Source organism: Scandinavium goeteborgense, from assembly GCF_003935895.2.
GTDB classification, from domain to species: domain Bacteria; phylum Pseudomonadota; class Gammaproteobacteria; order Enterobacterales; family Enterobacteriaceae; genus Scandinavium; species Scandinavium goeteborgense.
In genome coordinates this window covers 1675725-1693571 of the sequence record NZ_CP054058.1, presented here as the reverse complement: position 1 = coordinate 1693571, position 17847 = coordinate 1675725, and the positions used below count along the sequence as shown (strand labels likewise).

Below are 17847 nucleotides of genomic sequence, written 5' to 3'. Positions count from 1 at the left end.
AGCGAACTATTGGTCAGGGCCGCACTTCTTAATGTACTCGGTTAAATCAAGCTGCTCAGGCTCTGAATACAATTGCTTGCTGAGAACAGTATAAGTCACCCCTTTTGAGAAAAAGCCCTTAGACTTCATAGACAGTTCCATTTCAAAAGGTGAAAAGCCAGCATACGCGCCAAACGCGTTTTTTGCGTTCACTTGACCACAGACGTAACCGATAACAGCATCATCAGCAGTTTCATCTTTTTGAACGAAACGCACATATCTGAATTTAGCGCTATCAGGATCGCGCATCATTGAAGCAACTTCCTTTTGTCCAAGCTCTACCGCTTTATCAGCACCGGGCTTACAACCAACAAGACTAAACAGCGCAAGTACCATGATTAACTTTTTCATATCCCTACCTTAAAGCACCATTGTTAGAGTTGAAAAATAATATCAGGGGCCGCTGGTATAAGAAACCCGCCACGCAGGCGGGTTATTTTAGAGTGTCAGCGATAGCTGATCGTCGCCGTGGTGGCTTCGTGGGAAAACATCTTGCGGAACCATCGCGCCGGGTACTGGTTGCGTTTGGTTTAATGATTCATCTATCTGCGTCATGCTGGTAAAACAGTACCCGCATAACATGTTCTGACACTGGTGATAGCTGCGCCGTACCAAGTCGCTTAACTCAACACTGGTACGAGTTTTCGCAACTGCACGGCAGCGAGGACAGCGCATTGCCATACGCGGGCCTCCTTTTCGGACTGGTTAATATCACCGCAAGTATAACGCTTAAGACGTTGAATCGTCACTCTCCGCTGTCCAGTCGTCAATTTTTACTTCCAGTTCCAGCGATGTAGTAAAGCCACCTGAACCAACGTCATGAACGCACCGCGTAATCGTCCAGCTTCCACTGTCGATCGTGGACTTAAAACCGTAGACGCTGGCGGGCTGTTCCGGGTACAAATCCGCGCGGCCACGCGCCAGGGTAATGCTGAACGTAGCCGCCCCGCGCTGCAACTCCCGCCATTTAGCCGCCGCCGCGCGCTTCGCCGCCTTTTCCGTTTTGAAGGTTTTGCGGATCACAAAAACATTACCATCAGCTCCGGCCAGATAATCCCCCTCTTTGCTGCTGGATGCAGGCTCTTTCTTTTTGGTCGAGCTGGCTTGGTGCCTGCGGGTGGTTTTCTTCACGGTAGTGGATGGCTTTTTGCCAAAGTTGAGATCAAGCCAGTACGCGGTTACGCCCGTGTACGCATCACGGTCGGCCACATTAAAGCGGTGTTTATCGCCACTTGAGCGCACAATCTCGATCACCGGCAGCGGCTTGCCGCTTTGCGTCACGCCCTTACCTGGCGTGATAAACAGCAGCATACCGTTTTTAATGGTCGCCACCGCGCCCAGCATTTCCGCCATACGCGTTAAGAAGCTGATATCTGATTCACTTGTCTGATCGGCGTGGTCAATCTCTATCTTTGCCAGTTCATCACTGACGCCCGCGCGCAGATCGTAGCGGCTGGCAATGCTGGCGACCACATCCCCTACGGTAATATCGTGCCAGCTATATTCCCTTTTCACGTTGAAGGTATCGCGGAAATCTGCGCTTCGGGCACTGATCGTTAACTGGTCAGGCGGGCCAGCGTGGCCGATTTCATCAACCGTATACACACCCTTAAAAACCAGCGGATCATTATCCCAGCCCAGCGCCACCGATATCTTTGCGCCGCGTGATGGTAATGCTACCTGCCCGTCTGCATCATCCAGAGTCAGATCCAGCGTGTCCGCCTCAAAGCCCCGGTTATCGGTCAGCGAAAGGGAAATCAACCGGTTATCCAGCGCCGTAAGTTGCTTACCCTCAATTTCGATACTGAACGCCGGGCGCGGTGAATATCGTTTTTCTGTCGTGTCCATTTCAACCCCTTCATCATGATGGGGTACATCGTCGCCACACGCGCGCGCATGAACAACGCCCCGCGATTGTTGCAGGTTGCCGACAACCCTTATTCATCGCATCAGTCCGCCAATGCCGTAATGATATTCGCAGTTATTAAACTGGCGAGGCAAATACATGGCCACTAACTACCATCACGGTGTAACCGTCAAGGAAAACACCGACCTTAGCACGATGATCACCGATATTGATTCGGCGGTTATCGGCGTTATCTGCACCGCTGATGATGCAGACGAAGACGCTTTCCCGCTGGATACTCCTGTACTGATCACCCGCGTGGCTAACATGCTGGGCAAGGCAGGAAAAACCGGCACCCTGTTTACCACCCTTAAAGCAATCTCAGACCAGACCAGCCCGCAGACAATCGTTATCCGCGTTTCTGATGCTGCAAATATTGAACCTCCAGAAGGTGGCACCGCACCGACACAGGATCAACTGGTTATCGGCGGCACCGATGCAAACGGGCGATTTACCGGCATGTATGCGCTGTTATCCGCCGAAATGCGCGTAGGCGTTCGTCCGCGTGTTCTGGCTGTTCCTGGGCTTGATACGGAAGCGGTGGCCGCACAACTCGGCGTCATTGCCGAAAAGCTGCGCGCCTTTGCTTACGTGGCAGCAAACGGGTGCAACACGATCGCCGAAGTGAAGGAATACCGCGAACAGTTCGCACAGCGTGAAATGATGGTGCTTTGGCCTAACTTCATCTGCTACGACACCATCGCCGGGGCCAATCTCACCGTGCCAATAGGTGCCCACGCTGTTGGGATGCGCGCCAAAATCGACGCAACGCAGGGCTGGCACAAAACCATTTCTAACGTGCCTGTCAATAACGTGCTGGGGATGGATCGGGATATCTATTTCACGTTACAGGGCACCGATACCGATGCCGACGAACTGAACGCGGCAGGCGTTACTACGCTGATTAAGCAGGACGGTTACCGCATCTGGGGATCCCGCACCTGCGATTCGGAAACGTACATTTTCGAAAGCTATACCCGCACCGCGCAGATTGTTGCGGATACCGTCGCAGAGGCCCATTTCTCTTATGTTGATAAACCGCTTACCCCGTCGCTGGTTAAGGACATTGTGGACGGTATCAACAAAAAGCTGACCGCCTACGTGACGGAAGGCAAGTTATTGGGTGCCCGCTGCTGGTACGACCCGGAACCGAACACGACTGAAACTCTGCGCAATGGTCAACTGACCATTAATTACGACTATACGCCGGTTCCGCCGCTGGAAAATCTCAGCCTGATCCAGACGTTTACTGATACCTACTTCGCTACGTTTTCCAGCGCAGTGAATAACTAACCGGGGGCGCTTATGGCACTGCCTAAGAAACTCAAATATTTCAACGTGTTCTTTGACGGTGATAATTACTTCGGCATGGTGCCGGAAATTACCCCCGCCAAACTCACCAAAAAAACCGAAGATTACCAGGCGGGCGGTATGCCGGGTTCTGTTGCGGTTGATCTGGGCTTCGATTCAGGCGCCCTGGATATGGATATCACGTTAGGCGGTATGGATGCCGGGCTAATGAAGAAATGGGGTGCAACCACTGCGGACGGAATGCAGGTGCGCTTTGCGGGATCTTATCAGGATGATGCTACCGGCGACGCCGTGCCGTGCGAAATTCAGACGCGCGGCCGCTTCACTGAACTGGATCCCGGTTCCGCAAAAGTCGGGGATGATACTTCGCATAAGTACACCCTGAAAAACACCTATTACAAGCTGACCATCAACAATGAAGAAATTATCGAAATTGATGTGCTCAACATGATCTACAAAGTTGACGGTGTGGACGTGCTGGAAAAGCACCGCGCTAACATCGGCCTATAAGGAAACCCGGCACCATGAGCAAGACCAAAGAAAATACCGTTATTCTTACCGCGCCGATTACACGCGGTAAGACCAAAATCACCGAAGTGGCGATCACTTCCGTGCTTAAGCAGGCCGGATCACTGCGCGGCTTGAAAGCCTATGACGTGCTGACGTCCAACTATGACGCACTCGTTATTCTTCTGCCTCGCGTCACGGCGCCAGCATTAACCGCTGATGAAATTGCCCGTATGGATACCTGGGATTTTTGCCAGTTAGCCAACGCGGTGGTTGATTTTTTGCAACCATCTTCGGATCAGAGCGTGACGGATACGGGCAACCAATCATCCGATGCCCCTGCGAACGAATAGAAGACCTGATGGCAGATATCGCCGTCATTTTTCACTGGCGGCCGGTAGAAATGGATGCCATGACGGTAGAAGAAATACTGTTATGGCGTGATCAGGCGGCTGCTCGCAGTGGTGGAGATCACTAAATGGCAGACCGTAATTTAAATATCAAGGTCGCTTTCAGCGCCCTGAATAATATGTCTAACCCTGTCAACGCGGCGCGCAAAAGCGCCGCCGCACTGGCTTCTCAAATCAATCAAACCAAATCCAGCATTAAAGGGCTTGAACGTCAGGCGACCAGCTTTGACCGCCTCACCGCAGCCAATAAAAAAACCACGGAACAACTGGCCCAGGCGAAAGAGCAGGCGCGTGACATGGCGGCGGCTTATGGCCCGCTACGCCAGCGCAGTGCCGAACAGGTTGCCGCCCTCAATCAGCAGCGTGCGGCCATCCGCCAATTAACCCAACAGCAGAAAGGCGAACAGACGCAGCTCAACCAGCTGCGCGCCAGCTTCTACAGCGAAGGCATTGCGATCAGCAGCGCCAGCCGGGCAACGGAACAGATCAACCAGCGCACTACGCAATACAACCGCCAGTTAGCTGAACAACAACGGCGGCTTGATGCCGTTAACCAGGCACAGGCCCGCTATAGTCGCGCAAAAGAAACCGGCAGCAAGATGATGGGCGGAGGAATGAAAACCGCCGCCGTGGGTGCGGCAACGCTCGCGCCTGTTGCTGCTGCGGTTAAATCCTACAGCAGCCTTGAAGACGCTATGAAGGGCGTCGCTAAACAGGTAAACGGTTTACGTGACGGCAGCGGGAACCGCACCCCGCAGTATGAAGAAATGCAGCGGGCGATCATGGATGCCAGCGAAAAGCTGCCGATGGCTAACGGCTCCGTTGATTTCGCAGCGCTGGTAGAAGGCGGCGCGCGAATGGGCGTCGCTGATAGTAATGATCCATGGGCAAAACAAAAAGCTGATCTTTTATCTTTCGCCAGCATGGCGGCAAAGGCTTCGGTTGCCTTCGAACTTCCTGCCGATCAGCTTTCTGAAAGCCTCGGCAAAATTGCCGGGCTGTATAAAATCCCCACGCAGAATATTGAGCAGTTGGGCGACGCCATCAACTATCTGGACGATAACGCGAAGTCGAAAGGCGCTGATATTATCGACGTGCTCCAGCGTGTTGGCGGGCTTGCCAGCCAACTGGATTACAAGCAGGCCGCGGCGCTTGGTTCCACCTTCCTGACGCTCGGCACCCCTGCCGAAGTCGCCGCCAGCGCAACCAATGCTATGGTGCGCGAACTTTCGATCGCGACGGTTCAGGGTAAAAACTTCATGCAGGGGCTGGATGCACTCGGCCTCAGTGCTGAAAAGGTTCAGAAAAGCATGTCAGTGGACGCGATGGGCACCATCATTTCAGTGCTGGAAGCGTCCAAAAATCTGGCCCCGGATCAGCAGGTCGCCAACCTTACCCAGATTTTCGGCAAAGAGTTCGGCGACGATGCGCAAAAACTTGCCAACAATCTGCCCGAACTTCGCCGCCAGATAGAACTGACGCAAGGCGCTGCCGCAAAAGGTTCCATGAATCGGGAATCTGATATTAACAAAGCCTCCCTTTCAGCTCAGTGGCAACTGACCAAAACCGGTGCAGTGAACGCATTTAGCGCAGCTGGTGAAACACTCCGCGATCCACTGATGGATATCATGCTTACCGTCAGTAAGGTGGTTGGCAGCGTCCGCCGTTGGGTTGAGGCAAACCCTGTTCTGGTCGGCTCAATCATGAAAGTCACCGCAGCCATTGGCGCACTGCTGGTTGTTGTGGGTGGCCTGATGTTATCCATAGGCGCGGTACTCGGCCCGATGGCACTTGTCCGCCTCAGCTTCACCACGCTGGCCGGTGAAGGTGGCATAGCCCGGCTGACTGGCGGTGTGATGCGCCTTGGTGGCGCTTTCCAGTGGCTTGCTGGTTCTCCTATGCAGTCATTGTTAAGCGCTGGTCGCATGGTGTTCGGTCCACTGATCACCCTATTGGCTGGCATTTCCGCCCCGGTCTGGGGACTGATCGCACTCTTTGCGGCGGCAGCGGTGGCCGTCATTAAGTTCTGGCAACCCATTCAGGCATTTTTCAGCGGCTTCTTTACTGGCCTGATGGCTGGCCTGCAACCCATTACCCAGGCTTTTAGCGCTGTTTTCGCGCCACTGGCACCGCTTTTTGACAGTATCGGCAACGCCATAAGCGGCGTCTGGGAGTGGTTCACCAAACTGCTGGAACCGATCCAGTTTTCCAGCGAAGCACTGGCGGCGTGTACCAGTGCCGGGGAAACATTCGGCAGCGTAGTGGGTGCCGCAATCAGCGCATTGACTCTTCCTATCCAGGCGGTAGCCAATGGGCTGGGCTGGATACTGGAAAAGCTGGGCGCCATTCCCGACGCGGCAAAAGCAGCGCAGCAGGTTGCACAGCAAATGACGCCGCAAGCCGTCAGCAATCTGGCCGACAGGGTTAACGCATTTTCTGGTGACGTGCAGGCGGTAGCGAAGGAAAGCAAAAAAGCCGAAGAGAAGAAAAAAACCGATGGGCAGAAGAAGCAGGACAACCTGATTAACACGCTCAAAGGCCCGGCCAATATTGCGCCAAAGATAAGCAGCAGCCTGGATAAGATCGCCACCAATACCGCAGAGAAAAAAGACGGTCCGGGCGAAATCGTCTTCAAGAACAAACAACCCTACATCCCGATCCGTGGCGGATATTCGGAACCGGTCAAGCAGGCACAGCGCCAGCTACCATCCCTTACAGATTGGGTTACACAGCAGGCCGGTACGCTGATTTCCTCCGTTACCCCGTGGCAGGTTCAGAAGCCCGCCGCACGGGTTCCCGTTTCGGCGTCGCCGTCTGCGGCTTACGTTGCTGCGATGATGCCTGCGCCGGGTGGTGATGTGTACAACCTTAACTTTGACTTTAGCGGCCAGGTGCTTGACGAAGAAACTGTTATCAGGCGCGTGCGCGAAGAACTTGCGTTAGCGAAACAGCAGGCCGACCGGCGCAAGCGTTCCCAACTGACCGATCACGCGTAAGGGCAATACCATGATGATGATTTTGGGGATGTTCCCCTTTTCACTGCAAACCACGCCTTACCAGAGTTCAAACAAAACCAACTCATGGCGGCACGTCAAAAACGATCGCGTAGGGAAATCTCCGCGCTATCAGTTCATCGGCGCCGATGAAGAACCGTTCACACTCAGCGGCACGCTGTACCCCGAAATAAGCGGTGGTGATGTGTCTCTATTCACGCTGGAAACAATGGCCTTTTCCGGGCGCCCATGGCCGTTGATTGAAGGCACAGGGAAAATATACGGCATGTATGTGATTGAGCAGATCACACAAAACCGGGCGGAGTTTTTTAAGGACGGGAAGGCAAGGAAAATTGATTTTACGCTCAACCTGAAACGGGTGAGCGAGGACATACGGGAAAAGCTGGCCGAAACGACTACTGACGATCTCTTCTCTCTGGTGAAAACCAACCTTTCAATGTAAGAAAAGCGGGCCTATGCCCGCTTCCCTTCTGGTCGTACTGCCATAACTGACCATGCTACAGCACCGTTAAAAGTGGCCGTACTCGATACGCATGGCCAGCACGGTTAAAACCGGCCATGCGTGCCGGAATGAAAACTTATTCCGGCTTATCCGGCCAGGTGATATCTGGCGCGGTTGATGTGTCTACCGCCTGCACAGCCTGCGCATAGACCATCCACGCGGTCAGTTTTTCTTTATCCTCTGGAGTGATGATCCCTAGCATCAGCTGCGTTTGCCACATCTGGGTTACGCTGTTGGCCTCCGCAATTCGCGACGCCTTTTCGGCGTCAGCTTCGACCACCAATTCCGCATGAGTTGGCGGCGGTATATCAATCAGCTGCGGGTATCCCTGCGCATCGCTGGCCCATATTTTCCCGTCCGGCGTTGGCTGGGTTTTAAACGGGTGATTATCATCTTCAATCTCCACGCAGCCTTTTAAGTCATAAAGCCCGGGCAACGCTTCGTTGCAGTCTGCTGAATTCCAGTACCACATATTAATACCCCTCCGCGACATAATTACCCGCAAACACTGATCCATAGCTGGTAACGACTGATGATCCAAGCGTCATTTCTACCGTTGCCAGATTAAAACCGGTTAAACCAAGTCCTGCCGGGTTAGCCAACTCAAAGCTATTGGAAGTGTTTCCGTTCTCCGTCACGTAAAGACCATCTAGCTTTGTAGTAAAACTAACCGGAAAATTGACTCTCGCCCCCTGCGCAGGTGTGGGAATTGCGAGCGGGCTACTGGTTCCCCATGACTGCCCCACACGCTTAAAACCGTCGCTGTAAGTTTCATACCAGCCATTGGCGTTTGTGCCCTTGCTGACCAGATAACGAGGCGTTGCCGCCAGTCCGTTAATACCCAGATTGGTTAATGCGGCCTGCACTGCCGCCGCTCCTGCGTCTGCAATTTCCTTAAGGTTTTGAGCGCTTAGAAGGTATTGTGGATGCGGGTTAGGTTCAGCAAGGTGATCAGCTATCACATCATCGGCATACGATTTCGCGATGATAATTTGAGAATCAACGTAAGAACGGGTTGCCAGTACCACGGAAGGATCAATTTTAAGCGTTACTGCGGCGGTACTGCTTACGACCAGAATCATGCGCACAACCTGCACGCGCCCGCTGCCTTCCTGTAATAGTGGTTTATACGTTTCCGCGCAGTTGGCTACCGCAATCATATCGCCATCTTTATCAAACAAGCCGATTTCACGGATCCACCACCCGCCCACGTCTTCGGGGATCACCTGTTCGGCAATAATCTGGCTGGGGTTTTTCGGGTCGACGCTTAGCGAGTTAAGCGGCGCACGGCGCAGCTCATGAACCAGCGCCGTTTGCGCCGGGTCAGGCGTCGGTAACACGCCGTTGCCATCGCCTACGGCCATCTGGGTGATCTCAACTTGCGCACCCAACGCCGTGGCATTTGCCAGTTTTGCCGCCCCTACATTGGTAAGCACAGCTAAATATTTAGTCGCCACTTGCGATCTCCACGGTATCAATTAAATGGATTGCCGCCCCGGTGTAAGCATCACCACCCACGGCTATGGTTTCAGGGAAATACGGGTATACGGTCAACGTATCGCCGGAATAACTGCCCGCGCCGATATACAGCTCGCCGGTTGTTTGCAGGTGCAAAGACATTCCCAGCATGTGACGGCTGCACGGTTTTACATCGGCAATCAGGCGTTCAAGCTCCTGATAGGTTTCTTCACTGATGCCCTGGTCTTCTACGCCAATATCCAGTGTGAAAGTGCCGGGATCGGTATCAATGCTCCACCACTCGTTAACCTGGATGAAGTACCCGAACGGCTCCACAACCCGGCGCATGGCGCCCGTTGTACCCTTGTACTTGTGCAGGTAAAACGCATCGGCCACCGCCTTTCTTTTCGTGTTGGTCGGCCAGGTTTCATCCCAGCGATCAACAGAAAACGCCCACGCCAGATAGGGCAGCAGATCCGCGCGACACGTCCACGGGTTCCACAGCTGACGCAGCGGCACCGGCACTTCACCCAGCGATGCGCAGACGCGCGCGGCGATGCGCTCCATTCGGGTGGCGCTCGGTGGTAACAGGTCATTACTCATCGTAACCACCCACCGTTATGGTGTATTCGGTGCAATGTGACGCCTGGTAGTCACTCAACACGATATCGGCAACAGGCTGCGCCAGTTCAACACGCTGGACGCCTTCGACGTGCAGAGCGGCATAGATAGCCGATAGACGGATATCACGCCCTAAGCGATTCTGCGCCGCTATGTATGCCTGTAACTGTTGTTCCGATGCCTGCCGCACGGGTTCAGCTTCCGGCCCAGGGTAAATGTAAAGCGTTGCATCAATCTGATACGGCACTATCTCCGCTGACTGTACCGTTACCCTGTCGGCTACCGGGCGCACTTCTTCATCGTTCAGCGCGGCGGCAACCACATCGATCAGGTCTTCGGTGGCCGTACCGTCACCCTCACGCGACAGCACCGAAACGGTGACGCAGGCAGGCGTAGGACTCACCGCAGATATATCGGCTACGCGCCCGTCTGCCGAACGCCCCCAAAATTCATATGCCGCTGTTGGACCTGCAACACTCAGACCTTCAAATGCCTGCTGGGTACGCGTGCGTAAATCCGCGTCGGATTCCATCACCGCTTCTATCGGCGGGGTAACGCTGTCGTCCTCTTCCTGGATGGTCAGACGTTCAACGTTGAAATTAGCTGCCAGGTTATCCAAATCGCTATAAGTCGAATAAGCCAACATCACCGCGCGGGCCGCTTCATTCACTCGCTGGCGCAACAGTAATTCGCGGTAGCAATTTTCTTCGATCATCATGGTGAGCGGCTCAGATTCAAGCTCAAGCGTTCGGGCGTATTCTTCCCGTTGGTCTTCTGGACAAAGCGCCAGAAACTCAGCTTTGCGCTGCGCAAAAAGGGTTTCAAAGTCCAGCGGTTCAACCACCACGGGCGGCGGTAGCTGCGATAAATCGATCGTGCCGCTCATGCCTGGCCCCTCAATGTGATATCGGCGTTAAAAGGTGTCTGATTATCGGTGCGGTTGGCCTGGATAGTCGCAACCACTTGACCGGCATCCGGTGCGCTCAGAGTGATACTGGTCAGTGAGATCCGCGGCTCCCATAAATAAAGGGCGCTGTAGATGGCAGACATAACACGCAATTTTATGATGTCATTATTGACGGGCTGATCTATCAGGTTGAACAGCTGCGAACCGTAGGCACGGCGCATCAAGCGGGAACCGATCGGCGTTAGCAATATATCGCCGATAGACTGCGCTATATGGTCGTTGTCAGTGACGGACTGGCCGGTAGTGGCATTCATTCCTCTATAGCGGACGGTACTCATTTCGTGCCCTCCGTCCAGCTTCCGCCCGACTCTACTTTGCCATGCTCATGGTCATCAGGTTTCACCCCGTTAAGTGTCATGGTTCCGGTAAACGCCCCGTTAAGTTCGCCGCCTTTCGTTACTTCAAAAGTGGCGGTGATCAGCTTGTTGGTGCAAACCACTTCCGGCGTATCCAGAGTTATGCGCGTGTCTGCTTTGACTGTTACCACTGGCACAGTGGCGGTAATGGATTCCGACGCGGTGACACTTGCCGTTTTAACACCACTGACAACCAGCGCGCTGGCCTCCGGGTCATATGAAATTCTTGCGCCGTCCGGGTGCAGAATCACGCAGGTGGTTGCGCCAGCATCAGGCGGCGGCGCGTCTTCGCTGTAAAGACTTCCGGCAATGAATGCCGTTTCCATCTCACCGCAAGGGCATAAAATATAAACCTGCTCGCCCACTGTCGGCGCCCACCACGTCACGGCCTCACCGGCGCGCGGCACTGCCCAACGGATCCAGTCTGTTGTGTTTTCGCCTGTTTCAACGCGCGCAAGGTACTTTTCCGTGTTTACTTCCAGCACGGTGCCAATACGGGCGAGATTGCAGATAAGGCGATAAAGTTCGTTTAAATTCATAGTGCTGACCGTTTCCCGTAGGCTTTACAACCATTTCGGCTTTTGGGTTATGCGGTCAGTATCAGGAGTCGCGCGCGCGCAAACAACGCAGTGCTATTGTGGGGGGGGGGTGACAATCAAATCTATTGCATAAAGGCGACAACAGTATCGGCCAGCCAGTCTAAATCCCCCTCAGTCATGCCCAGAAGTTCACGCACCGGGTAGCGCGTACGAGCACCCGGCGTCACGTTATCGACTTCACCATACTGGTGAACGTTGGCAATCTCTGCGGTATGCCCCTGAAAGCCAACCACCGCCATGCTTCCCGTACCGTAAGCCTTAAGAAAACGCGCGGTGCGCAGCTTGCGGAACATCGGATCTTTTCGGGTGTGGTTCTGCTTTGACTGATTGAGATTGATTTCAATATAGCGCTGGATATCGCGCTTATAGAACGTGCGCAGACCACCGCGATCCACGTCATAACCGGTTATTGCCCGGTTCTCACCTTTGCCCGTGGTTCGCCAGTTCCGTAGCTCCCTGGCCTCATTGTTCCACATGAATTTAACGCCGCCCTGGGTACGCAGGATTTTGCGGCGGCGGGCGGGGTAGCTTTCACCGCTGGGGTCTTTCTGGCTGGCGATACGCTTTTGCTGGCGTTTACGCAGCCCGATCGAAACATCGCGGGTCAACTTGCGACGGTGGCCCGGCGAAAGCTGCGCGGCAACGTTGGCTAACCAGTCGTCTAATTGCTGGAAGAGGGGATCTGTTTGTTGTCCTGCCATGTTTCACCGCTGAACTCGTCTTTAAATACCAGTGACCACGCGCCAATTTCCGGCCCCGGTGCAGGGTCAGCACGGTGGCGGGTAACGATCTGGCCGTCTTCCCGTGTGACTATTACCGCTTCATCAGCCTGAATCTGGATCAGCACGTCCATTGTGCTGTTACTCAGGATATCGGCTTCGAACGTCATGCCGTTCTGCTGCCTGTCAGGGTTGAATAATAAATCAGGCTGATACAACCGCGCCCACGCCAGCACTGGCACGGTGATGGTGTCCAGAGAATACGGGTAATCCATCACCAGCACTTCCAGCGTATAACGATACTCAAACGCAGCGGCCCGCTGGCCGGTGCTGACTATCCGGCCCTTACGTAGATAAACCGCCAGATTATCGGGATTCTCACGAAGCCATGGCGCATGTTCGCTAATAAGCTGGCGTAGTAGTTCAGGCTTAAGCATTATTCACCCTTCCCTTTAACCGCGTCATATGCGGCTTCACAGGCTAACCCTCTGGCTCTTGCTTCGTCAGCTTCTCTTGCCAGTTCCCCCGCTCGATCATCAGCGCGTCTAAACAGGTCGGTGAGCAATACGGCGCCGCTGGTTTTTGCCTCGCCTCTGCCGGAAGTACCGGCACCGCAGGCGCGTTCACGGTCTGCCAGTCGCCTGGCGAGTTTGTCGGCCCTGTCGTGCAACCCACGAGAAGCAACACGGGCACGATCGGCATCAGCCTGCACGCCAGCAAGCTGCTGGCTGGCCTCTTTTCTGATCGCATCAATTTCACCTTGTCGGCGTTGTTCTTCTGCCCTGCCCTCGGTCTGCCTTTGCGCCAGCGCGGTGGCGTCGCGTGCATCACGCTGCGCCCACTCTTCACGCCAGTGCTGATCGGCGTCAGCATAACCGGCGCTATAACGCCAGTGGCTAAAACCCCAGACGGCAGCAACAGCCAGCACCACAACGATCACCTTCCAGCGTGACAACAACCCCATTTAAAAAAACCTCGCCAGCTCGCACCGTCAAAAATGACCGCACTCGATATGTATGGCCAGCATCGTTAAAAATGATCAGGCCAGAAATAAACTGCGTTCGGCTTCGCGACGCTTAACCAGCCCTGGCAATACTTTGCCGCCTGCTTTATTCCACTTTGGAAACTCAGCAGCAGCCCCGGAAAAATCGCCAGCATTAAGCTTTTTCAGCAACGTTGAACTTTCCAGAGATTTTACGCCCAGGTTGTAGGCGAAGTCGGTTAAAGCATCGAACTGGTTTTGATTAATGGTTACCTTCACCAGTCCCGTAACGCCTTTTTCATACTGCACCAGACCGCTACGCAACAGGTTATCGGCAATATCCTGGGTAATTGTCATTCCCTTGCCAACCGGCACGCCGTTTACGGGTTGAGTCCAACCATAACCGATCGTCCAGACGCCTACAGAATCCTGATAAGCGGTCAACTCGCACCCTTCAAAACCTTTCAGCATGTTAATGCCGTTATTACTCATTTCCACTTTTTGGCCCTCCAAATCGTGCGTCAAATAGCCCGCTAACTTTGCTGCGTACTTTGTCAGCACCCATTAATCCGATTGAGGCACCGACGAAAATTGCTGCGTTTGATGGCAAACCGAAATACTCAAGCGAACCAGCTACCGCAAGTGTGACAATCCCGCAGACCAGTGAACCGGTGGCAGTTTTAACGATTGACTGCCCATCGTAGATACTCATTAGCGCCGAAATACTCAGCGCCGCGCCTGCTGCGTAAAGCGTTGGCAGATAAGTGGCGATCCATTTCATTGTTTGTTCGAATAGTCCCGGTGGTGTGTCGTGCATACCCTCCCCCTTAATCCCATAGCTGCACGGTTTCGCGCTGGGCTGGCGGCTGGATCTCTGGCAGGTAAACAACCTGCCCGGCCTTTAACTCAGTGGCGGCGGAAATGCCTTTATTGGCATCGATCACCGCCTCGGTAACACCTGCTGTTCTGCCGTAATAACGCCAGCAAAGCAGGTCGATCGTGTCGTTCTGCTGCGCCCGCACGTTCATTACACCAACTCCGCCAGGCCCCGGCTTTCGTCCTGAATATCGCGGATTGACCAGCGCACATCCCGCCATAGCGTATCGATCTGCGTGCTCAATGCCGCCGCATGGTCTTCGCCCTTACTGGTGGTGTCGATATCGCGGTAGCCCTCAATCAACAGCGTCTTTGTGAGTGAAAACACGGCGTTTTTATACCGCCATACCTTCACGGAAGTGCCATTCACCGGGCTGGCCGGGATTTCGGCCAATGACTCATAGCCCGCATCAATCTGCACCTGGCGCCACAGGAAAAGCTGATCATTAACGTGGGCCACCGCTTCCACGGTTCGCGACATCAGGCGATCGGTTGTTACCTGCCCATCAAGACGCATCGCGCGGCGCAGCTCGGCCAGCGAAATGACCGGCCAGAATGGCAGGCTTTCAACTTTCGCGCCGCCATCATCAGGAACCGGATCGGATGGTGGCCGTACTGGCTCAGTAGCAACCAGACTCATGATCTCTACTCCGTAAAAGTCAGGCGGTGGACGACAGGACGAAGACGCGGCGTTGCCTGTTTTCGCCTGCCGTGCCGCCTGGGTGCGCGGGGGCACGTTCGGTTATGACGCCGCCTTCTGGCGGGTTGTCGTGGTTTTTTTCTTCGCTGCTGGCTTGCTTTTAGCGGCGGGCTTTTTGTTTTCCCGCTTCGCTTTTGGCTTGGCTGGCGGCGTTGCCGTCTGGGTTTCGGTGCTGGTTGCTTCTGGCTGGCCGTCTGCGCCGTCACCATCATCAGGTTGCCCCGTCTTATTCAGCGCGCGCTGTAACAACTCAATATCACGGGTGACGCCCGCTTTTTTCGGGTTCAACAGTGCCGCCTGGCGCAGGTATTCAACCGCATCCGTAAGCGATTCAACGTTGTCAGTCAGGCGCAGCGTATAGCCCAGCGCTTTAAACAACTTTGAACGCACCTGATCCGGCATATCTTCGTTGAGAGTTAAGCCCCGCAGCGCTTCCAGCAGGTCAGCAGCGACCGGCGCAACTGCCGGGTTAGCCTTGAATGCGGCCAGCACGGGATCGCAAATCTCTTCCACCAAAACGGTGGCGGTGGTGCGTCGATACTGATCCGGCATCGGCAGCTTATGGCGCAGAACGTACTGACCAATGCGCAGGGCTTCGGCAATGTTCCCGCAGTCGCAGCACCAGATCATGACCGTGGTTAACACGTCATCAGACTGGCCGGAATCCGCCGTCAACACGCCTTCAACCCACGGCTGGTAATTCGGCAACAGTTCGCGCTTTAAAATCGCTTTAGCCTTCTGAGACTGGACAAGGCTCAAACGGGCTTTATCCAGTCGCAGGCGGTGAAGCATGGTTTCGTAAGCCGTCATTTCAAGCTGCGACGGTTCACGGCTGGCATGGCGGCGCTCGGCCATCACGCGGTTAAAATGCTGTTGAGCAGGTGTCAACATGATGCCCCCAAAGCGGCCAGCATTTTGCTGGCCTGCTGTGTATTAAGCTTCCGGTTCTTCTGGCGCAGGTTCTGCGGCGGTAATGCCTTCGATCAGACAGCCATAGCCGTAGTCTTCAATGACATAGGCATCATTTGACGAACTGTAGGTAGACACGCGGTTATATTCCGGCTCTTCCACGATACGGCGACGGTGCGCACCTTCCTGCCAGTAAATCGACAGGTTTTCCCATGAGGTGATAAACATGCTGCCATCAGGGAAGAACGGCGCGATAAACGAAGGCAAATTGCCGATCGTCTTACGTGACGCAATCAACTGACCGGCCAGCGCTTCGGAGTTCGGGTTACTGGTGCTTACGGCGTTGATGATCGGGAACGAACGGCTAACCGTCAGGTTGCGCCCGGTGATCACCACCAGATTGGGCGAATCTTTGTACCACTCGTCCATCAGAGAGTTGACGGCGTCATAAACGATTGAGTCGTAGTTACCGTAATCACCTTTAGCAATCACCTGGTTGGTGTCGTCACGGCTGGTCACAGTGATATCTTTCATCACGCGTTGCGCCGCGTTCGCACGGTACTGCTGAAGCCAGCCGATTCCGCAATCCTGTAACAGCGGGTTGGCGGCGCGGTCTGACTTATCCGCGTAGCTTGTTCCGTTAAAACCGACCATGATGCGGTCAAGCGCAATACGCTGGATGATCTGATTGCTCAGACGCTGCTGGAAGTCCGGGAATTTTGCCCAGGCATCAAGCTGCGCATAAGAAGCGAAGGTATCGGCGTTCACCTTGTTACAGGTGTATTTATTCGAATCCAGCGCCGTAACGGAAACAGGCTGGCGCCGATCGGTGGTGGAATTGTTGGTACTGGAGATCGGGCCACTTACGCCCAGGCCAATTTTTTCACCCGACTGATCGTTAACGCCGTAGATGTTAATCAGTTTCAGCATTTCAGAAGACTGCTGCACCTTGTCTTCAAGCGTCTGCTCCACGCTCGGATCAATGCTGAACGCCTTGGTTACGTGTGATGTGCTGACGTGGTTCAGTTCAGCCTGTCGCTGAATGTACGCATCAAACTTTTCACGGGTTGTATTACGCATAGTGTTATTTCCTGTCCTGTTCCTTCGTAACTGACGGCAATCAGCAGTCAGCAAGCTGGGCGTTAGAGTTCTCATTAGCGCCGGTCGCTGCCGGGCGGTGGTGCTGGCTGGCGTCCTGGGTTGAAAGCGTCACCTTCAACGCGTCTAACTCAGTGCGCAGCGTTGCCACCGCTTCGGTGGTTTGCTTGTTCTTAAGCTGCTCCGCGCTCAGTGTTTCCACCTTGTCCAGCAAATTGCCCTGGCTTTCCGCAACCAGTTCAACCGCCTGGCGGATATCGCCATTTTCACGATCGAAGTGCTGCCGGGTACCGGTGAGCATTTCCTTAATACGGGAAAAGAAATTCTTCCCAGTGTCGGAATTGGGCTGCTCTGCCGCCGCAAATTCGAGGGATGATTCCAGGGTTTCGGTGAAGAAGCATTCCGGCTCGGAGTGACGCGCGGCCAGCGGGTTGGCGCTGGCGTTCTGGGTGCAAAACTTCATCATTTCAGTGCCCAGGCTCGCCGGGTTATCGGTACAGGCCAGCCCCATAAGGTAGGCTTTGCCGGTATCAGCAAATGACGGGTGCACCTCAATGCTATGGTAGATTTTCTGGCGTTTCTTTTTGAGTTCGACCAGTTCATCCGTGGCGTCAACCTTCACCATCAGCGCCAGCTTGCCCTTTAACGGGCCTTCGGCAACTTCTTCGGTTGTGGCTTCAACCACGTCACCATACGCACGAAAATCGCTTGTCGGCGACCAGCCTAAAATGTGTTCCAGATTGACGCGGGCGCCATAGACCAAGGGATCATACTGTTCGGCCATTTCGGTGATGTGCTGACGTTCCAGCACCCGACCGTCACATGTTGCGCCCTCGACAGCGACGCGAAATAAATTTGTCATTGGCATGGTGG

25 protein-coding genes are annotated in these 17847 nt (G+C 54.5%); 6 read left to right on the top strand and 19 right to left on the bottom strand.

The window, feature by feature from the left end; translation table 11 throughout:
- Nucleotides 1-6 precede the first annotated feature (6 nt).
- From A8O29_RS08875 to A8O29_RS08865, 3 genes are all read right to left on the bottom strand, one after another.
- Nucleotides 7-390 (bottom strand): hypothetical protein, encoded by a 384-nt coding sequence (locus tag A8O29_RS08875; protein ID WP_125351875.1) that lies wholly within the window; start codon nucleotides 388-390, stop codon nucleotides 7-9.
- Nucleotides 391-477: 87 nt separating this feature from the next.
- The gene (locus tag A8O29_RS08870) at nucleotides 478-714 is read right to left on the bottom strand and encodes an Ogr/Delta-like zinc finger protein (protein ID WP_420854020.1); all 237 of its coding nucleotides are present in this window, start codon (nucleotides 712-714) and stop codon (nucleotides 478-480) included.
- Between the two features lie 54 nt (nucleotides 715-768).
- Nucleotides 769-1887 carry a phage late control D family protein gene (locus A8O29_RS08865; protein WP_125351873.1) on the bottom strand — a complete coding sequence of 373 codons (1119 nt, stop codon included), beginning with the start codon at nucleotides 1885-1887 and terminating at the stop codon, nucleotides 769-771.
- A 157-nt stretch (nucleotides 1888-2044) separates the two neighbouring features.
- Between A8O29_RS08865 and A8O29_RS08860 the strand changes: the two genes are divergently transcribed.
- From A8O29_RS08860 to A8O29_RS08835, 6 genes are read left to right on the top strand one after another with little or no spacing between them, the layout of a single operon-like run.
- Nucleotides 2045-3238 carry a phage tail sheath subtilisin-like domain-containing protein gene (locus tag A8O29_RS08860; protein WP_125351872.1) on the top strand — a complete coding sequence of 398 codons (1194 nt, stop codon included), beginning with the start codon at nucleotides 2045-2047 and terminating at the stop codon, nucleotides 3236-3238.
- A 12-nt stretch (nucleotides 3239-3250) separates the two neighbouring features.
- Nucleotides 3251-3766 carry a phage major tail tube protein gene (locus tag A8O29_RS08855; protein ID WP_125351871.1) on the top strand — a complete coding sequence of 172 codons (516 nt, stop codon included), beginning with the start codon at nucleotides 3251-3253 and terminating at the stop codon, nucleotides 3764-3766.
- 14 nt (nucleotides 3767-3780) lie between these two features.
- Nucleotides 3781-4116, top strand: a complete 336-nt coding sequence (locus A8O29_RS08850; RefSeq protein ID WP_125351870.1) for a phage tail assembly protein — start codon at nucleotides 3781-3783, stop codon at nucleotides 4114-4116.
- 8 nt (nucleotides 4117-4124) lie between these two features.
- Nucleotides 4125-4241: a GpE family phage tail protein gene (locus A8O29_RS08845; RefSeq protein ID WP_125351869.1), complete on the top strand. Its 117-nt coding sequence runs from the start codon at nucleotides 4125-4127 to the stop codon at nucleotides 4239-4241.
- Nucleotides 4242-7169, top strand: coding sequence for a phage tail tape measure protein (locus A8O29_RS08840; RefSeq protein WP_125351868.1), 2928 nt, complete (start codon nucleotides 4242-4244; stop codon nucleotides 7167-7169).
- A gap of 10 nt (nucleotides 7170-7179) precedes the next feature.
- Nucleotides 7180-7629 (top strand): phage tail protein, encoded by a 450-nt coding sequence (locus A8O29_RS08835; protein ID WP_174081285.1) that lies wholly within the window; start codon nucleotides 7180-7182, stop codon nucleotides 7627-7629.
- Nucleotides 7630-7765: 136 nt separating this feature from the next.
- Here the strand turns inward: A8O29_RS08835 and A8O29_RS08830 are convergent, their stop codons facing one another.
- The 16 genes from A8O29_RS08830 to A8O29_RS08755 form a co-directional block, all read right to left on the bottom strand.
- Entirely contained in the window at nucleotides 7766-8161 is a 396-nt protein-coding gene (locus tag A8O29_RS08830; RefSeq protein ID WP_246316649.1) for a tail fiber assembly protein, read from the bottom strand.
- A 1-nt stretch (nucleotide 8162) separates the two neighbouring features.
- Nucleotides 8163-9146 carry a phage tail protein gene (locus A8O29_RS22730; RefSeq protein ID WP_246316648.1) on the bottom strand — a complete coding sequence of 328 codons (984 nt, stop codon included), beginning with the start codon at nucleotides 9144-9146 and terminating at the stop codon, nucleotides 8163-8165.
- Nucleotides 9136-9750, bottom strand: coding sequence for a phage tail protein I (locus A8O29_RS08820; RefSeq protein WP_125355019.1), 615 nt, complete (start codon nucleotides 9748-9750; stop codon nucleotides 9136-9138). Before A8O29_RS08820 ends, A8O29_RS22730 begins: the two co-directional genes overlap by 11 nt.
- The gene (locus tag A8O29_RS08815) at nucleotides 9743-10654 is read right to left on the bottom strand and encodes a baseplate assembly protein (RefSeq protein WP_125355020.1); all 912 of its coding nucleotides are present in this window, start codon (nucleotides 10652-10654) and stop codon (nucleotides 9743-9745) included. The genes A8O29_RS08820 and A8O29_RS08815 overlap by 8 nt, the downstream gene beginning before the upstream one ends.
- A complete protein-coding gene (locus tag A8O29_RS08810; RefSeq protein WP_125355021.1) occupies nucleotides 10651-11013 on the bottom strand; it encodes a GPW/gp25 family protein in 363 nt (120 codons plus the stop codon). The genes A8O29_RS08815 and A8O29_RS08810 overlap by 4 nt, the downstream gene beginning before the upstream one ends.
- Nucleotides 11010-11630, bottom strand: coding sequence for a phage baseplate assembly protein V (locus A8O29_RS08805; RefSeq protein ID WP_125355022.1), 621 nt, complete (start codon nucleotides 11628-11630; stop codon nucleotides 11010-11012). The genes A8O29_RS08810 and A8O29_RS08805 overlap by 4 nt, the downstream gene beginning before the upstream one ends.
- A gap of 122 nt (nucleotides 11631-11752) precedes the next feature.
- Nucleotides 11753-12391 carry a phage virion morphogenesis protein gene (locus A8O29_RS08800; protein WP_125351913.1) on the bottom strand — a complete coding sequence of 213 codons (639 nt, stop codon included), beginning with the start codon at nucleotides 12389-12391 and terminating at the stop codon, nucleotides 11753-11755.
- Nucleotides 12352-12846: a phage tail protein gene (locus tag A8O29_RS08795; protein ID WP_125351914.1), complete on the bottom strand. Its 495-nt coding sequence runs from the start codon at nucleotides 12844-12846 to the stop codon at nucleotides 12352-12354. The genes A8O29_RS08800 and A8O29_RS08795 overlap by 40 nt, the downstream gene beginning before the upstream one ends.
- Nucleotides 12846-13373 carry a DUF2514 family protein gene (locus tag A8O29_RS08790; RefSeq protein WP_125351915.1) on the bottom strand — a complete coding sequence of 176 codons (528 nt, stop codon included), beginning with the start codon at nucleotides 13371-13373 and terminating at the stop codon, nucleotides 12846-12848. Before A8O29_RS08790 ends, A8O29_RS08795 begins: the two co-directional genes overlap by 1 nt.
- Before the next feature lie 75 nt (nucleotides 13374-13448).
- Complete coding sequence (locus A8O29_RS08785; RefSeq protein ID WP_125351916.1) at nucleotides 13449-13889, bottom strand: lysozyme; 441 nt, start codon at nucleotides 13887-13889, stop codon at nucleotides 13449-13451.
- Complete coding sequence (locus A8O29_RS08780; RefSeq protein ID WP_059339042.1) at nucleotides 13876-14208, bottom strand: phage holin, lambda family; 333 nt, start codon at nucleotides 14206-14208, stop codon at nucleotides 13876-13878. The genes A8O29_RS08785 and A8O29_RS08780 overlap by 14 nt, the downstream gene beginning before the upstream one ends.
- A gap of 10 nt (nucleotides 14209-14218) precedes the next feature.
- The gene (locus A8O29_RS08775; protein WP_125351917.1) at nucleotides 14219-14419 is read right to left on the bottom strand and encodes a tail protein X; all 201 of its coding nucleotides are present in this window, start codon (nucleotides 14417-14419) and stop codon (nucleotides 14219-14221) included.
- On the bottom strand, nucleotides 14419-14907 hold the full coding sequence (locus A8O29_RS08770; RefSeq protein ID WP_125351918.1) for a head completion/stabilization protein: 489 nt from the start codon (nucleotides 14905-14907) through the stop codon (nucleotides 14419-14421). The genes A8O29_RS08775 and A8O29_RS08770 overlap by 1 nt, the downstream gene beginning before the upstream one ends.
- A gap of 102 nt (nucleotides 14908-15009) precedes the next feature.
- A complete protein-coding gene (gpM, locus tag A8O29_RS08765) occupies nucleotides 15010-15858 on the bottom strand; it encodes a phage terminase small subunit (protein WP_125351919.1) in 849 nt (282 codons plus the stop codon).
- A 42-nt stretch (nucleotides 15859-15900) separates the two neighbouring features.
- A complete protein-coding gene (locus tag A8O29_RS08760; RefSeq protein ID WP_125351920.1) occupies nucleotides 15901-16956 on the bottom strand; it encodes a phage major capsid protein, P2 family in 1056 nt (351 codons plus the stop codon).
- A 40-nt stretch (nucleotides 16957-16996) separates the two neighbouring features.
- Entirely contained in the window at nucleotides 16997-17842 is an 846-nt protein-coding gene (locus A8O29_RS08755; protein WP_125351921.1) for a GPO family capsid scaffolding protein, read from the bottom strand.
- Nucleotides 17843-17847: the final 5 nt, after the last annotated feature.

Coding starts and splice junctions, on each gene's coding strand:
- A8O29_RS08875 (WP_125351875.1), bottom strand. CDS start 390: ATGAAAAAGTTAATCATGGTACTTGCGCTGTTTAGTCTTGTTGGTTGT.
- A8O29_RS08870 (WP_420854020.1), bottom strand. CDS start 714: ATGCGCTGTCCTCGCTGCCGTGCAGTTGCGAAAACTCGTACCAGTGTT.
- A8O29_RS08865 (WP_125351873.1), bottom strand. CDS start 1,887: ATGGACACGACAGAAAAACGATATTCACCGCGCCCGGCGTTCAGTATC.
- A8O29_RS08860 (WP_125351872.1), top strand. CDS start 2,045: ATGGCCACTAACTACCATCACGGTGTAACCGTCAAGGAAAACACCGAC.
- A8O29_RS08855 (WP_125351871.1), top strand. CDS start 3,251: ATGGCACTGCCTAAGAAACTCAAATATTTCAACGTGTTCTTTGACGGT.
- A8O29_RS08850 (WP_125351870.1), top strand. CDS start 3,781: ATGAGCAAGACCAAAGAAAATACCGTTATTCTTACCGCGCCGATTACA.
- A8O29_RS08845 (WP_125351869.1), top strand. CDS start 4,125: ATGGCAGATATCGCCGTCATTTTTCACTGGCGGCCGGTAGAAATGGAT.
- A8O29_RS08840 (WP_125351868.1), top strand. CDS start 4,242: ATGGCAGACCGTAATTTAAATATCAAGGTCGCTTTCAGCGCCCTGAAT.
- A8O29_RS08835 (WP_174081285.1), top strand. CDS start 7,180: ATGATGATGATTTTGGGGATGTTCCCCTTTTCACTGCAAACCACGCCT.
- A8O29_RS08830 (WP_246316649.1), bottom strand. CDS start 8,161: ATGTGGTACTGGAATTCAGCAGACTGCAACGAAGCGTTGCCCGGGCTT.
- A8O29_RS08820 (WP_125355019.1), bottom strand. CDS start 9,750: ATGAGTAATGACCTGTTACCACCGAGCGCCACCCGAATGGAGCGCATC.
- A8O29_RS08815 (WP_125355020.1), bottom strand. CDS start 10,654: ATGAGCGGCACGATCGATTTATCGCAGCTACCGCCGCCCGTGGTGGTT.
- A8O29_RS08810 (WP_125355021.1), bottom strand. CDS start 11,013: ATGAGTACCGTCCGCTATAGAGGAATGAATGCCACTACCGGCCAGTCC.
- A8O29_RS08805 (WP_125355022.1), bottom strand. CDS start 11,630: ATGAATTTAAACGAACTTTATCGCCTTATCTGCAATCTCGCCCGTATT.
- A8O29_RS08800 (WP_125351913.1), bottom strand. CDS start 12,391: ATGGCAGGACAACAAACAGATCCCCTCTTCCAGCAATTAGACGACTGG.
- A8O29_RS08795 (WP_125351914.1), bottom strand. CDS start 12,846: ATGCTTAAGCCTGAACTACTACGCCAGCTTATTAGCGAACATGCGCCA.
- A8O29_RS08790 (WP_125351915.1), bottom strand. CDS start 13,373: ATGGGGTTGTTGTCACGCTGGAAGGTGATCGTTGTGGTGCTGGCTGTT.
- A8O29_RS08780 (WP_059339042.1), bottom strand. CDS start 14,208: ATGCACGACACACCACCGGGACTATTCGAACAAACAATGAAATGGATC.
- A8O29_RS08775 (WP_125351917.1), bottom strand. CDS start 14,419: ATGAACGTGCGGGCGCAGCAGAACGACACGATCGACCTGCTTTGCTGG.
- A8O29_RS08770 (WP_125351918.1), bottom strand. CDS start 14,907: ATGAGTCTGGTTGCTACTGAGCCAGTACGGCCACCATCCGATCCGGTT.
- gpM (WP_125351919.1), bottom strand. CDS start 15,858: ATGTTGACACCTGCTCAACAGCATTTTAACCGCGTGATGGCCGAGCGC.
- A8O29_RS08760 (WP_125351920.1), bottom strand. CDS start 16,956: ATGCGTAATACAACCCGTGAAAAGTTTGATGCGTACATTCAGCGACAG.
- A8O29_RS08755 (WP_125351921.1), bottom strand. CDS start 17,842: ATGCCAATGACAAATTTATTTCGCGTCGCTGTCGAGGGCGCAACATGT.